Source organism: Pseudomonas sp. Pseu.R1 (assembly GCF_045764065.1).
Classification (GTDB): Bacteria; Pseudomonadota; Gammaproteobacteria; order Pseudomonadales; family Pseudomonadaceae; genus Aquipseudomonas.
Map to the genome: position 1 here is coordinate 5,871,642 of NZ_JBJGEE020000001.1, position 14,204 is coordinate 5,885,845.

Here is a 14,204-nt window from a genome sequence, read left to right on the forward strand (position 1 = left end):
CTTGCCGACTTCATTCATCCACGGCGCCAGTGTGCTCAAGGGGGTCTCGTATAGGAATTCTGCTTTTTGAACGTAGAGCTTAGGAAAAACCGAACCCTGCTTCGGCGCCCGAAACCCGATGATGGCAATTCGTCGCAGGGGTGTGATGACGGCCATTGACCGGCATGAACCCTGCAACCGATGACATCGGTCGCTATTTAAAAGGTGGGCGCAGTTGTTCGCTCACCTGCCAAAGCTGTGGAGGGCGTGATGCTCAGTCGTATTACCCAACGCCAACTGGAATATTTCGTCGCCTCAGGAGAAGCGGGCAGCATCAGCGCAGCGTCAGAGCGCATTCACGTGTCATCGCCGTCGATTTCGGCGGCCATCACCCATATGGAGGCCGAGTTAGGGATTCAGCTGTTCGTCCGCCATCACGCCCAGGGCATCTCGCTGACGGCGGTGGGACGGCAAGTGATGCAGGAGGCCAAACTCATCCTCGAACAGATGAGCAACCTCTACACCATTGCTTCGGAGTCCCTGAACACCGTGCGTGGCCCGTTGCGGGTCGGTTGCCTGCATTCGCTGGCGCCGATGATCACCCCCGAACTGGTGTTCGGTTTCGGTCGGGCCTTTCCCGGCGTGCGTATTTCCCAGGTCGAAGGCGACCACGAGCAGTTGCTGGAAAAGCTGCGCAGTTCGGAGATTGACATCGCACTGACGTACGACCTGGCCAGCAGCCCCGACATCGATTTCCAGCCGCTGGCGAAACTTCCGCCCTACGTCATGGTGGGCGAGCATCACCCGCTGGCCCATCTTCCGGCAGTCAGTGTGCAGGATCTGGAAAACCACCCCATGGTGCTGCTCGACATCCCCTGGAGCCGGGAGTATTTCCTCAGCCTGTTCATACCCGCGGGCATCACGCCGAACATCGTGATGCGCTCCAGCAACCTGGAAACCGTGCGCGCCATGGTCGGCAACGGCATCGGTTACACCATCGCCAACGCTCGGCCCAAGGGCAACATTTCTCAGGACGGTAAACGCCTCGTGCGCATTCGCATGGCAGGCGGCCTTCACCCTTTGCAACTGGGCTATGCCACGGCCAGCAATGCGCAATTGTCGCGGGTGGTGTCGGCCTTCACCGAGCGCTGCCGGATGTTCGTCTCGGACCAATACATCCCAGGCATGGCCGCGCCGAGCTTCTTCGACCCCCATACCGTCAAGGCGGGCACCCAGGCGCAGTGACGCCGGCGCACCACGGTTGATCATCTGTGGCGGCCAGCGCTGCTTCGGTTTTTCTCGCCCCAGTCGTAAATCAGAAACGAATTTAACCGCCCGCACCGGGCCTGCAGACTGCAGCCATCGGACACACCCAGGGACGACCACGGACACGCCGCACTGAAATGTGGCGCCCGCCGGATTGCGGATCGGCCAGAGCACTCTTGTGGTGCGGGTCAGGCCCGGCGCGACCTTGCATCGGTTCTGCCTACTCACTGGCGCGGTTAATCCTAATTGACCGGGAGCGACCCTCTCCATGAATCTCGTTTCAACGGTGCAGCCGTGGAAATGGGGTCGAACGGGCCTCTCGCGGTTGCACATTCAGATTTGATTAGTTGAGCGCGGCGACGATGACCTTCGACTGGAATTACATGTTTGGTTTGTTTCTCGACGCCGAGTTTTGGCGTGCGACATGGACCGTCATCAAGCTCAGTTTTGCCACTTGGATCCTCAGCATCGTGTTCGGCTTCTTCGTGGCATTGGCCAAGCAGTCGAAGCGCCCAGTGTTGAACGGTCCGGCGCGGGCCTACATCTGGTTGTTCCGCAGCATTCCGCTGCTGGTGCTGCTGATCTTCGTCTACAACGTGCCGCAGGCGTTTCCGGCGGCCTCGGTGGTGCTGGGCGACCCATTCTGGGCCGGTCTGCTGGCGATGGTGATGTGCGAAACCGCTTACGTCGCCGAGATTCATCGCGGCGGCCTGCTGTCGATTCACAAGGGCCAGACCGAAGCGGCGCGTGCGCTGGGCCTGCGCTTCATGGGTACGCAATGGCGGGTGGTCATTCCTCAGGCGCTGCGTGTGGCCTTGCCGTCGCTGGCCAACGAATACATCTCCATCGTCAAGCTCAGCTCGCTGGTGTCGGTGATCTCGCTGACCGAAATCCTCATGGTCGGCCAGCGCCTGTACTCGCAGAATTTCCTGGTGATGGAGACCATGGCGGCGGTCGCGTTCTACTACGTGCTGATCGTCACGGTGTTCGATTACCTGCTCAAGCGTCTGGAAAAGTACCTGGACGTCAACCAGCGCAATGTTTCGCGCAAGCCCGACGCTGAAGTACTGGCCTTGGCCACGCAACCGCGCAAGGCCGAGCCGCGTCAGGCGCCTGCCGGGGTCGAAGCGCCCGCATTGCAGGCCAACCGTTTGCACAAGGCCTACAACAACGTCGAGGTGTTGGGCGCGGTCAGCCTGAAGATTCAACCGGGTGAGGTGGTGTCGGTGATCGGGCCGTCAGGCTCGGGCAAAACAACCCTGATTCGCCTGCTCAACGGCCTTGAGCAGATCGACAACGGCGACATCCAGATCAACGGCCAGCCGTTCATTCACCTGAACAAGCAGGGCGCGCAGAAAGCCGAGTACATCGAACACGCCGAGCACCGCCTGAGCATCGGCATGGTGTTCCAGAGCTTCAACCTGTTCCCGCACCTGAACGTGCTCGACAACCTCCTTATGGCGCCGCGTTACCACCGCATGGGCGCGCTGGCCGATCTCAAGCAAGAGGCCTACGCGCTGCTGCACAAGGTGGGAATGCTCGATCACGCCTGGAAATACCCGAGCCAGCTTTCCGGTGGCCAACAGCAACGCGTGGCGATTGCCCGAGCGTTGATGATGCGCCCGCAAATCATGTTGTTCGACGAGCCGACCTCGGCGCTGGACCCGGAAAAGGTCAACGAGGTGCTGCAAGTCATCGAAGCCCTCGCGCAAGAAGGCATCACCATGGTGATCGTCACCCACGAAATGAACTTCGCCTTCAAGGTGTCCGACCGGATCGTTTTCATGGAGAAGGGCCGCGTGGTGTGTGACGACAAACCCCAGGTGCTGCGCAACGGCCATAACCCACGCGTCGAAGCCTTCCTCAAGGATGTCTCGCTGGCGTGACCCCTCTCATTGTTCAAGTTTTGGAAAAGGTAAGCACATGATCGAGCAAGCGCAGATTGAGCAGTTCCACCGGGACGGCGTTCTGGTGGTGGAAGGGGTCCTCTCGGCAGAGGAAGTGGCGGCGCTGCAACACGACTTCGATCAGTGGGTGGAAGAGAGCCGCAGCCACGAAAAAGGCTGGGGCGAGACCATCGATGGCCGCGCACGTTTTGACCTTGAAGGCGACCACCGTGCGGATCACCCGTCTCTGCGCCGGGTCAGTTCGCCGACCGAAATTTCCAGGGCGTACTACCAAATCGCGCTGCAATCGCGCATGGCGCAGATCGCCGCGCAGTTGATCGGTGGCAACGGCACGCGCTTTCACCACAGCAAGATCAACTCCAAGCTGCCGCACACCGCGACCCAGGTGAAGTGGCACCAGGATTTCCTGTTCACCCCACACAGCAACGACGACATCGTCACCGCGCTGTTGATGGTCAGTGACGTGACCCCGGAAAACGGTCCCCTGAACGTGATCCCCGGCAGCCACAAAGGCCCGCTGTGGTCGCACTGGCATGACCAGCGTTTTACGGGAGCGGTGGATGATCAAGTGGTCGCCGAGCATTGCCAGACCCCGGTTGCCTGCTTCGGTCCGGCTGGCTCCGTGTGCTTCATGCACACCCGTTTGCTGCACGCTTCAAGCCCTAACGAGACCGAGCTGCCGCGCACTCTGTTCATCGGCGTCTACGCCGCGGAAGACGCGCTGCCATTCGGCGAAAACCCTCTGCCCAGTGAGCATTCCGGCCTGATGGTGGCCGGTGAAGAAAGTGGCCTCGTGCGCTCCACGGCCAATCAGGTGCGTCTGCCGCAAAAGCCGCGTGGCGCCTCTTTCTTCGTGCAACAGGCCGGACAAGACCAAGCTTCTGCCTAACTACTCTTAACCTTGCGGGGATTTACCATGACAGCGTTGCACAAGTTTGTTCGCCCAATTGCTTTGAGTCTGGTTGGCGCAGCGGTCGCCATGACCTCGTTGGCTGCGTCGGCTTTCCAGAAAGACGGCACGATCATCGCCGGTTCCGACGTGACCTTCTTCCCCTACGAATACATGGACAATAACACCCCGGCCGGTTTCGACATCGAGTACATGGAGGGCCTGGGCAAGATCATGGGGCGTAAGGTCGAGACCGTCGACACGCGCTTCCCTAACCTGATCACTGGCCTTCAGGGCGGTCGTTTCGACGTCACCAACTCGTCGATGTACATCACCGCCGAGCGCGTGAAAGTCATCGACATGATTCCGTACCTGAAAAGCGGCGAATCGATTCTTTCGGTCAAGGGCAGCGACTACCAGCCCAAGCGTCCTGAAGATTTCTGCGGCCACAAGATCGGCTCCATGGCTGCCACCTCCTGGCTGGCACAGATGAACAAATTGTCGCAAGAGTATTGCGTCAAGAACGGCCTGAAGCCGATCGCGATCAGCGAGTACGCCACCGACCCGCAAACCACTCAAGCGATGCTCGCTCACGCGGTTGAAGCGCAAATCACCGACGCCGCCGTGGCCCGTGGTGTGGTCGAAAAACTCGGCAGCCGCGTGGTGATTTCTTCCGACACCCTGATCTACCCGGTGCTCAACGGCTTCGGCGTGAAGAAGGGCAACGACGACATCAAGGCCGCGTTGGTTGACGCCATGGCCAAGTACCGGGCCACCCCGGAATACACCGCGCTGCTGAAGAAGTACAACTTCGAAGCCCCGACCGATGCAGACATCGCCGAGCTGATGCCTAAACCCTGACCGGACCTGAAGTGCGTGCCGCGCCTGGCTTCTCAGTAGGCGCGGCACGTCGGAGAGCGATTCATGGCGTTATCAATTGAAGAGCAGGCGCGCATCGATCTGGCCGCCACCTTTCGCATCGTCGCCCATCTGGGGATGCACGAAGCGGTGGCCAACCACTTCAGTGCGGCAGTCTCAGCCGATGGCAAACAGTTTCTGATCAACCCGAAGTGGAAACACTTCTCGCGCATTCGTGCCAGTGACCTGTTGCTGCTGAACGCCGATGATCCGGCCTGCGCCGAACATCCTGATGTGGATTCGACCGCGTGGTCGATTCACGGGCAGATTCACCAACGCCTGCCGGAAGCGCGTGCGGTGCTGCATTTGCACCCGGTCTACACCACCGCCGTGGCGTGCCTGGCCAAGCCGCAAGTGCTGCCGGTGGACCAGAACACCGCGCGTTATTTCAATCGCGTGGCAGTGGATGAAATGTATGGCGGTATGGCGGACACCGAAGCCGAAGGCGCACGCCTGGCCGGGTTGCTGGATGGCAAGCGTCGCCTGCTGATGGGCAACCACGGCGTGATGGTCATTGCCCCGGACATCGGCGAAGCGTTCGACGACATCTGGACCCTGGAACGGGCCTGCCAGATCCTCGTCACCGCCTGGTCCACTGGACAGCCCCTGCGGGTGCTGTCAGACGAGGTGGCTGAAAAAACGGCGAAAGGCTGGGAAAAAATCACCGACTTCTCCCGTCGTCATTTCGAGGAAATGAAGCAGTTGATGATCGACGCCGATCCGTCGCTGCTGGATTGAGCCGATTGCGGTGCGCTCAATGGCTCACGCTGACGCGCGCTCACGGGGAGTGTGCAACTATAGAATCCCCCGCAGGATTGCGTGTTTGTTGCTGTTCACGGCAATGGCCCCATCGGTTGCAATTCCCTGATCAGCTCCACGAGCAGGCGAAGGCCGACCGGCAGTTGCCGGAAGTTCGCGTAGTACAGATGAAACCCCGGATCGATATGGGCCCAGTCCGCCAGCACTTCACGCAACCTGTCGTCGGCCAGATAGGGCGCGGCGACGGCGGCGGGGACGTACAGAACGCCCGCGCCCCGTGTTGCCAGCGTCAGCCCGATGCGGCTTTCGTCGAGCATGATGGTGCCGGGTACGTCGACTTCCAGCACTTCATCGTCTTTCATGAACTGCCAGTGGTAGGTCTTGCCATTGCCCAGGCGAATACGCAGGCAGCGGTGTTGCATGAGGTCTTGGGGGTGCAGCGGGGTGCCGAAACGTTCCAGGTATTGCGGTGAGGCCACGACTGACCAGCGAATGTCCGGCGACAGGCGTTGAGCGATCATGTCCACTGGCACCGTACCGCCGATGCGGATGCCTGCGTCATGGCCGTCGCCGATCACGTCGACCATTTTGTTGGTGACGGTCAGCTCGATTTCGATGGCGGGATAGCGTTCGATGAACTCCGGCAGCACAGGCCCCAGCAGCAATTCGGCGCCGTCGCTCAGGACATTGAGCCGGATGCGTCCGGCCGGTTCGTCACGCAGACGGTTCAGGGCCTCCAGCGCCTGGCCGATGTCGTGGACTGGCGTGCTGATCAGGTTTTCCAGTTCTTCGCCCGCGGCGGTCAATGTCACGCTGCGGGTGGTGCGATTCAGCAACCGCACGCCAAGTCGTTCTTCCAGCCCCTTCATGGCGTGGCTCAGGGCGGACGCACTGATCCCCACGTCGAGACCCGCGCGGCTGAAGCTGCGATGCCGGGCGATGGCGAGGAAATAAACGATGTCTGCCAGATTGGCACGGCTGAGGTGCATTCGGGGCTCCGCAAGCTGGAGAGGAGGGTTAGCACGCGGGAGAGGCTAAGGGACTAGGCCGAACCTGATAATGGGGTTGTTGCGAATGCTCTCATGAGTGAGGCTCATCAATCTCGGGCAATCAGGTCGCTGGCCCCAGAAACTCAGCGTGTGGGCGCAGCAAGCAATTCGGAAATCTCGATCAGGTTCAAGTCCGGATCGCGTACATACACCGAACGGATCGGCCCCGTAGCGCCCGTGCGCTGGACCGGGCCTTCGATGATGGGCCATTGCTCGGCGTTCAGGCGTTCGATCACCGCTTCAAGGCCGATGCTGGCGATAAAACACAAATCCAGTGCCCCCGGCACCGGCAGGTGCGCCTTGGGTTCGAACTCCCGGCCACGTTCATGGACGTTGATTTTCTGCTGGCCGAAACGAAACGCCAGACGGCCATTGCCGAAAGTTTCAGGCTGCATGCCCATGACGCGCACGTAGAAGTCTTTGCAGGCGTGTATGTCGACAGTAGTCAGAACGAGGTGATCAAGGTGGTCGATCATGATGGGCTCGGGTGCGGATTCGGGCTGAGGTACGGAGGCACCCCAGGGAAACTGTTCAGTCGGGAGAGAGTGAAGCATGAGAACGTGGCGGCCGGAAGCGCCGCCCGCCACGATTGTGCGAATGTCAGCTTCTCAAATCAGTCTTCTTGTCACCGCAGGGCATTTTCGGCTTTTCATCAGGGTGGAATTCACCTGTGAGGTGCTGCTCGCTCAAGCGCTGGGTCAGGACCTGCTCGATGTCATTGACCGCAGCTCGGTCATGCAGATCATCGACCAGCAGCCACAACCGAGGCAGATTCTGAAAGTAGGCGTCGTCGATCTTGACGTCCTGGGTCAATTCCCGATCCATCCGCCAGAGGCATTCGCGCTGCGAGGTCTCGGGGTCCTGAGGCCAGGTTTCGGAAGTGGTCAGCCAGACTTCGTGGAAGTCGTGAAGGTTGGTTTTTTTGAGTTTTTCCAACGGTACGAATGTATTCACGGCATCACCTGTATGCGAATGGATTGCACGGCCCGGCGGTTTGCCAGAGCCTGTCCTCTGTTGCAGCGTCGTACATCTACTAGGGCCAAGGCTGCTCGGCGGAGTTCCATCGGATTAAGGTTGGAAAAGCTGCTCGCGCTTCAATGCCGATTGACTTGCCGTCGGTCCGGCCCGCTGCCGGGGGTGTGAATGCGAATGTGCCGAGACTGGCTCTCATCGGGCACGACCCGCAGCAGAAACACGATCAACAGGCCGTTTTCGAAGGTCGCACCTTGCACTTCGATGTGGTCCGCCAGATGAAAGACCATGCGAAACGCACCGTGGGCGATGCCTTGATGCAGGTAGGTCGCGCCTGCGTCCGTGTCGCGCTCGCCGCCGCAGACGGTGAGCACGCCTTTTTCGACCTGCAGGTCCAGGTCGTCGGCGGACAGCCCGGCAGCGGCAATGACCACACGATAATGATCGTCGCCATAACGTTCGACGTTGTGAGGGGGGTAGCCCGTGGCTGTTTCGCTGTGCAGCGCTGACTCGAAGAAATCGTTGAACCGATCGAATCCCACCGATTGGCGGAACAGCGGAGCCAGTGAGCTTGCAGTGGCCATGTCCGAATCTCCTGACGATTTCCGGTGATCGAGACGCGAGTCGCAGATCGGCTTCGCACACTATGCAGTTAGGCTCACCGCCAGAAAAAAACAAGCGCAACGCCAAGTATTTCAATCAGCCCGTTGGCGGTCCGGATTGTCGGCGGCAGCGGCACGGCGGACGCCACCGCAGGCAAGCCATGCTGCTACAGGGCGGGGTGTCAGTTCTGGTTGTTGGGGGCTTCGAAAATTGCCAGCAGGTCCTGAATGGTGCTTTCCAGATAAAGACCTGCTCGATAATCCGCTTTCAACGCATCGCCACCTTGCGCCACTGCGTGTGGGCGTTCGATGAAACGGCCGATCAACTGGAAATCCTGATCGAGCACCAACACCAACGGGATTGAAATCCGCTCCAGGGCCAAAGGGCCTTTCAACGCGTCCTCGGCGCGGCTTTTGGTGATGAGCGCCAGATCGATGAAAGGATTCAGGCGCTGCAACGCGTCCATTGCAGCCAGATTGATCTGGCAATCGGGGCACCACATCTCTGCGGCGGCCAGCAGATGGAAACGGCTTTTCAGCGTTTCCAGTCGTTGCTGTGTGGCCGCGCTGAGCGCATTCGGCGCAGCCAGTTTTTGCTGAATGCTACGCACTGCGTCGATTTCTGCGGGCAGACCATGGCTGACGAAATCATCGAAGGTCTGGCCGATGGCGAAGAGGTCCTGATAGGTGGTCATGATGAGAGGCTCTGTGGTCAATCTGATGAGGAATCCCAGCAGAAACCTGCGTCGGCTGCAATCACGAACGGCGTCCGTCGGTCCACCGTGATTACCCTGTGGGAAGTCGCCGTTCGCCCGACCCGGGCCTTTCATTGAACCCGACTGTACCCCGAACGAAGCGCATCTTCCTGCGCCGAGGCCAGCAACCACCGGCGAAACACCTCGGCGCAGGGCGACAACTGGCGGTGCTTCACCGACACCAGAAATTCGCCCAGGCCTGTGATGCACTGAAAATCAGTGACCCGCTGCAATTCGCCCTTGGCCACGGCTTCGTCGGCCATGAAGGTCCAGGCCATGCCGATGCCCATGCCTTGCAGCACGGCGCGGTAGGCCAGGGTCAACTGGTTGAACACCGGGGCTTTGTCCGGGGGCGAATAGTCGTGGCCCAAGTAATCGAACCATTGTTGCCAGTCCAGGCAGTGCCAGGCGGAGGTGTCGATCTGCACCAGATTGGCGTTGGCCAGGTCATCCAGGGTCTTGATACCTGAGGTGTCGAAATCCGGATGAGCTGCGGGGTAGACGATTTCCGGCAACAGGAAGTCGCTGTCCAGTGACGCCCATTCGCCCGCCCCGTACAGCACGCCAAGGTCGAAATCGTTGAGGCTGGCGTCGTCGATTTCATTGATGGCGTGGACGTGTACAGCGATGTCCGGATAGGCCTTGTTGAACTCGATCAGCTTGGGGAACAGCCAGAACTGCGCCAGTGCGTGGGTTGCCAGTACCGAGACGGCGTTGGACTGGTGCACGTTACGGATGCGCGTGACGCTCTGGTACATCGTCGTCAGCATCACGTTGACCGTCATCAGCAATTCCTCCCCCGCACGGGTCAGGGCAACGCCTCGGGGCTTGCGCTCGAACAGCGGTACGCCGACGCAGTCCTCCAATTGGCGCATCTGTTTGCTCACGGCGCTCTGGGTCAGAAACAGCTCGGAGGCCGCAGCCGTGAAGCTGTTATGGCGTCCGACGGCCTCGAACGTGATCAGCGTTTCCAGCGGGGGCAGGGTGCGCAGGTAGCGGTTGATGACGGTTCTCCTTCAGAGGTGGTACGACATTCCACTGGGGAATGGGTCGCTGACTTTTTATCGCATGTGGGGAGTATTGGCCATCGCTAGAATCTCGCCAAACAATCAGGGGGTCGATGAAATGAACGGTGGGATGGCGTACGCGCTGTTGGCAGGGGCGATCTGGGCCGGGGTGATCATGGCGCCCTCTTTGTTGCCGGAGTTCAACGCGGTGCTGATCAGCAGTGCGCGGTTTGCCCTGTACGGGGCGGTATCGCTGCTGATTGCGCTGCCGTTCGCGTCTCGCCTGTTCTCCCGAGTGACCCGCACGGACCTGGGCATGCTGCTGCGGTTGTCCCTGACCGGTAATGTTTTGAACTACGCCCTGCTGGGCGCCTCGATCCAGCTCACCGGGGTGACGGCGGCTGCACTCATCAACGGCATGATGCCGATTGCGATCACCTTTCAGGGCCGCCATGACGCAGGCTCGCTGCCGATCTCGAAACTCAAGCTGCCGTTGTTGATGGTATTCCTCGGGATCGTATCGATCTGTTTGCAGCACGCGGTCCAGCCTGCAACCGGGATGTCACTGTCGTCGCAAATGCTCGGCCTGGCCTGCGGACTGTCTGGCGTGGTGAGCTGGTCCTGGTACGCCACCCGCAACAGCCGCTATCTCAAGCAAAGCAGCTTCAACAGTAGTGAGTGGTCGACCTTGCTGGGGATCGTCACGGGCGCGGTGGCTATCGTCTTCGGCCTGCTGGCGTTGATGCTGTTCCCCAACCTGATTCCGACGAACATCGACAGTGGCCGTTGGGAAACCTTCCTCTGGGTGTGCCTGTTCCTGGCGTTTTGCGGGTCCTGGCTGGCCAACGGTTTGTGGAACGCCTGTTCACGGCGCATGGCGGCATCCCTGAGCGGGCAGATGATCGTGTTTGAAACCGTGTTCGCCTGCGTCTACGGATTCATCTACACCCGGCATTTCCCTGGCTTCGTGGAAGTGGCATCGATCCTCTTACTGGTCGGCGGCGTGGTCTGGTCAGCGCGGCGCCATCAGGTACCGGTGGTGAAGCTGGATCAGCCGAGGTGTTGAGGGAGGCACTCAAGCTGCGACAGATTCCATGTGGGCTGACAAACTGCATTCGCCATCAAGGCGGCTCCCACAAAGATCGCGCCGGACAGAAGACTTTGGATCGACGGAGAATCTGTGGGAGCCGGCTTGCTGGCGAATGCGATGTGCCAGCCGCCTTTTCGCGTCTGACACACCGATCTCGCCAGCAGCCGGCTTCTACAGTTACGCGAGCGATCGCTTCATTTCATATCCGCACTGCTCCGCGGATTCAAACAGGCACTACATCACTGCCTTCCACTAACAACATCCGGTATTGCGCTCCTTTGAGGCGGTGCTCACGCGCTGCCTGATAGGCCGGGCTGTCGTACCAGGCGCGGGCGGCGGCCATGTCGGGAAAGCGCAGGATCGCCGCGCCTTCAGCAGCGGGGCCTTCGAGGACGTCGAGCGCGCCATAGAATGCCACGCGCGTGATGTCATGGCCTGCACGGGCGGCAGGCGCCATGTCGGCATACTGCTGTAACGCTGTCGGGTCGGTGGTGTTGTCGCGGATAAAAATCACGTAAGCGGACATGTTTAACTCCTGATCGAATCGATTGAAGGGGTTAGGTGATGCAATAGCCCGGCAGTAAGGCCGGGCCATTGGTTTCAGGCACCTTGGCGCAGCGCCTCGACGATCGCTTTGGCCAGTGGACCACCGGAGGCCGGGTTCTGCCCCGTGAACAGGCGACCATCGACCACGACTTTTTCCTGCCAGACATCCGTTGACGAATAGTCCGCGCCTTCTTCACGCAATGCGCTCTCCAGCAGGAACGGCACATCGGCCTGGGCGTAACCGGATTCTTCGTCGTTGGAGAACGAGGTCAGCTTGCGACCACTGACCAGCGGGGTGCCGTCTTTCAGTTTGGCGCCGAGGAATGCGGCAGGCCCGTGGCACACAGCAGCGACGATCTTGCCGCCATTCCAGGCGCGCTCCACGGCACGTTTCACTTCCGGATCATGGGCGATGTCGACCATCGGGCCGAGGCCGCCGGGGAAGAAAATCGCGTCGTAATCCAGCACATCGACTTCCGACAGTTTGCGGCTGTGGGCCATGCGGCGAATGGCGTTGCTGTTGCGGAAGGCCAGTTGCGCCGGGTCGCTGTCGTCGTAGCCGTCTTCCGGCGGGGTGCCGCCCAGCGGCGAGGCGTATTCCACGGCCACACCTGCTTCAGAGAACACTTCATAAGGGTGCGCGACTTCCGGGAAAAAATAGCCGGTAGGGCGTTTGTTCGGGCCGATTTCAGCGGCGTTGGTCAGGATGAACAGAACGTGTTTGATCGACATGGCAAGTTCCTCGTAACAGTGGGTTGGCGCTTGAATTGGCGGATTCCGTTGGTTGGGGTAACTTTGCCCCACGCCCAGATATTCGAGAAATTTACTTATCTGATTTCAGATATTCACAGAGCGTTATGAGCCATGCGATACGACCTCAACCTGTTGCCCGTTTTCCTTGCGCTGATGGAGGAGCGTAGCGTCACCCGCGCCGCTGCGCGCCTGGGGATCACCCAGCCTGCGCTGTCCAACGCCTTGAACCGGCTGCGCGACACCCTGCGTGACCCACTGTTCATCCGCGAACGTTATGGCATCAAACCGACGCCGTTCGCCGAGGAGATCGCACCGGGCATCAGCGAGACCCTGACTCGGCTCGATGACTTGATTCTTGGCAGGCAGGCGTTCGACCCGGCCACGTCTGCGCGCCAGTTTCAGATTGCGCCGAACAGTTATGTGGAAATCGTGCTGATGCCCAGCGTCATCGCCCGCCTGCGTGAATTGGCGCCGGGGATCAAGGTCTCGCTGGTGCCGTTCGGCAGCGACCTGACGGAAACCGGTCTGGTGTCGGGCACCACAGACATGGTGCTGGGACGTATCGTCGATCCGCCTGATAACCTGATCCTTCAACACGTTCTGGATGACGGCCTGGCGTGTGTCGTGCGCGCCGACCATCCTGAAATCGGCGACAGCCTTTCTCGCGAACAATACGAAGCGCTGCGCCACGTCAACGTGCTGCCGCCGGGGCGTCTGCGGGTGGGGCTGTTTCAGGCGCTGGAACGGCAAGGACTGCGTCGGGAACTGGCGATTTCGGTGACGCATTTTCTGGCCGTCCCCGAAATCATTGCCGCCACCGACTATTGCGCGACATTGCCACGGCTGATCTGCAACCAGATCGCCAGAGACACACGGCTCAAGGTCCTGGCCGCGCCGGTGGATCTGGGTACGTTCCCCGTGGACATGGCCTGGCACGTGCGCTATCGCAACGACCCCGCGCACCAATGGTTGCGCCAGTTGCTCATCGAAACGGCGGCAGGGCTGAGCGGAGCAGAACACCACCCCCTGTAGCGGTCCGGCCGGGCGGCGCTCCGCTAGTCGGCGGCGTTATCTCAAGCGTTCTCATTTCCCGGCCGGGTAAACGAATAACGATCGATGTCCTGCCGTAACTGCCAGCCGCGGTTTCGCCAATAGCGGGCGGCGGTCTCGTTGCCCTTGAGCACGTCCAGATGGCATTTGCCAATACCCAGCGCTTCCAGGCTCGACAGGCAGCGTTGCACCAGTTCATTGGCGATCCCCATCTGCCGGAACTCAGGCAACACCAGCAAATGCTGTAAATAGCCCCGACGCCCGTCGTGCCCGCACATCACACAACCGCACAGGCCTGACTCGTTTTCGGCGACAAAGCTCATGCCGGGATTGCGTTGCAGGTAGCGGGCGGTGGCCTCGCGAGAGTCGGCGTCACGAATTGAAATGCCGGGCGTGTTACTCATCAATGCGAGAACGGCGTCGTAGTCGTCCATCGTCATGACACGAATGTTGATCATGGGCAGGCCTGTGGTCTGGCGAATTCGGCAGGGTAACAGAGCTGATTGAGAACGCTGTAACAGCGATGCTGACAGTCTCCGTCTATCACCCCCCAATGCTCCGCCTATTAGACCTTGCGCCGATCAGGGCTACCCTTGATCTAGCATCGGCGAACGCCGTGCCGCTGAACCCTGATAAGGCGATAACAATAAGCACCCTGTGCT

Annotated in this window: 16 protein-coding genes; 7 read left to right on the top strand and 9 right to left on the bottom strand. The window is 60.4% G+C overall.

Translation table 11 applies throughout. The features are described 5' to 3' along the window. Positions 1-249 precede the first annotated feature (249 nt). The 5 genes from ACI5GA_RS26695 to ACI5GA_RS26715 all read left to right on the top strand — a co-directional run bounded on the left by ACI5GA_RS26695 (position 250) and on the right by ACI5GA_RS26715 (position 5,697). The gene (locus ACI5GA_RS26695) at positions 250-1,224 is read left to right on the top strand and encodes a LysR family transcriptional regulator (protein ID WP_404634525.1); all 975 of its coding nucleotides are present in this window, start codon (positions 250-252) and stop codon (positions 1,222-1,224) included. Between the two features lie 383 nt (positions 1,225-1,607). Continuing rightward, positions 1,608-3,131: an amino acid ABC transporter permease/ATP-binding protein gene (locus tag ACI5GA_RS26700; protein ID WP_404634527.1), complete on the top strand. Its 1,524-nt coding sequence runs from the start codon at positions 1,608-1,610 to the stop codon at positions 3,129-3,131. Positions 3,132-3,168: 37 nt separating this feature from the next. Continuing rightward, a complete protein-coding gene (locus ACI5GA_RS26705) occupies positions 3,169-4,041 on the top strand; it encodes a phytanoyl-CoA dioxygenase family protein (protein ID WP_421424982.1) in 873 nt (290 codons plus the stop codon). Between the two features lie 27 nt (positions 4,042-4,068). Beyond that, the gene (locus tag ACI5GA_RS26710; RefSeq protein WP_421424983.1) at positions 4,069-4,902 is read left to right on the top strand and encodes an ABC transporter substrate-binding protein; all 834 of its coding nucleotides are present in this window, start codon (positions 4,069-4,071) and stop codon (positions 4,900-4,902) included. Positions 4,903-4,965: 63 nt separating this feature from the next. Continuing rightward, on the top strand, positions 4,966-5,697 hold the full coding sequence (locus tag ACI5GA_RS26715; RefSeq protein WP_404634533.1) for a class II aldolase and adducin N-terminal domain-containing protein: 732 nt from the start codon (positions 4,966-4,968) through the stop codon (positions 5,695-5,697). A gap of 95 nt (positions 5,698-5,792) precedes the next feature. Here ACI5GA_RS26715 and ACI5GA_RS26720 read toward each other — a convergent pair whose 3' ends face one another. From ACI5GA_RS26720 to ACI5GA_RS26745, 6 genes are all read right to left on the bottom strand, one after another. Next, entirely contained in the window at positions 5,793-6,707 is a 915-nt protein-coding gene (locus ACI5GA_RS26720; RefSeq protein WP_421424984.1) for a LysR family transcriptional regulator, read from the bottom strand. A 143-nt stretch (positions 6,708-6,850) separates the two neighbouring features. Further along, the gene (locus ACI5GA_RS26725; protein WP_404634537.1) at positions 6,851-7,243 is read right to left on the bottom strand and encodes a VOC family protein; all 393 of its coding nucleotides are present in this window, start codon (positions 7,241-7,243) and stop codon (positions 6,851-6,853) included. Positions 7,244-7,367: 124 nt separating this feature from the next. Then, positions 7,368-7,721 carry a hypothetical protein gene (locus ACI5GA_RS26730; protein WP_404634539.1) on the bottom strand — a complete coding sequence of 118 codons (354 nt, stop codon included), beginning with the start codon at positions 7,719-7,721 and terminating at the stop codon, positions 7,368-7,370. A 140-nt stretch (positions 7,722-7,861) separates the two neighbouring features. After that, entirely contained in the window at positions 7,862-8,323 is a 462-nt protein-coding gene (locus tag ACI5GA_RS26735) for an Hsp20 family protein (protein ID WP_404634541.1), read from the bottom strand. 200 nt (positions 8,324-8,523) lie between these two features. Further along, positions 8,524-9,036, bottom strand: coding sequence for a thioredoxin family protein (locus ACI5GA_RS26740; RefSeq protein WP_404634543.1), 513 nt, complete (start codon positions 9,034-9,036; stop codon positions 8,524-8,526). 131 nt (positions 9,037-9,167) lie between these two features. Next, a complete protein-coding gene (locus tag ACI5GA_RS26745) occupies positions 9,168-10,100 on the bottom strand; it encodes a LysR substrate-binding domain-containing protein (RefSeq protein ID WP_404635028.1) in 933 nt (310 codons plus the stop codon). 121 nt (positions 10,101-10,221) lie between these two features. Here ACI5GA_RS26745 and ACI5GA_RS26750 point away from each other — a divergent pair, with 121 nt between their 5' ends. Continuing rightward, complete coding sequence (locus ACI5GA_RS26750; protein WP_404634545.1) at positions 10,222-11,169, top strand: DMT family transporter; 948 nt, start codon at positions 10,222-10,224, stop codon at positions 11,167-11,169. A 247-nt stretch (positions 11,170-11,416) separates the two neighbouring features. Here ACI5GA_RS26750 and ACI5GA_RS26755 read toward each other — a convergent pair whose 3' ends face one another. Both ACI5GA_RS26755 and ACI5GA_RS26760 read right to left on the bottom strand, forming a co-directional pair. After that, the gene (locus tag ACI5GA_RS26755) at positions 11,417-11,719 is read right to left on the bottom strand and encodes a DUF1330 domain-containing protein (RefSeq protein ID WP_421424987.1); all 303 of its coding nucleotides are present in this window, start codon (positions 11,717-11,719) and stop codon (positions 11,417-11,419) included. 74 nt (positions 11,720-11,793) lie between these two features. Beyond that, positions 11,794-12,471 (bottom strand): type 1 glutamine amidotransferase domain-containing protein, encoded by a 678-nt coding sequence (locus tag ACI5GA_RS26760; protein ID WP_421424988.1) that lies wholly within the window; start codon positions 12,469-12,471, stop codon positions 11,794-11,796. 132 nt (positions 12,472-12,603) lie between these two features. Between ACI5GA_RS26760 and ACI5GA_RS26765 the strand changes: the two genes are divergently transcribed. Then, positions 12,604-13,524, top strand: coding sequence for a LysR substrate-binding domain-containing protein (locus ACI5GA_RS26765; protein WP_404634551.1), 921 nt, complete (start codon positions 12,604-12,606; stop codon positions 13,522-13,524). 41 nt (positions 13,525-13,565) lie between these two features. On the opposite strand, the gene ACI5GA_RS26770 is transcribed toward ACI5GA_RS26765, so the two are convergent. Further along, positions 13,566-14,000, bottom strand: a complete 435-nt coding sequence (locus ACI5GA_RS26770) for a GNAT family N-acetyltransferase (RefSeq protein WP_404634553.1) — start codon at positions 13,998-14,000, stop codon at positions 13,566-13,568. Positions 14,001-14,204: the final 204 nt, after the last annotated feature.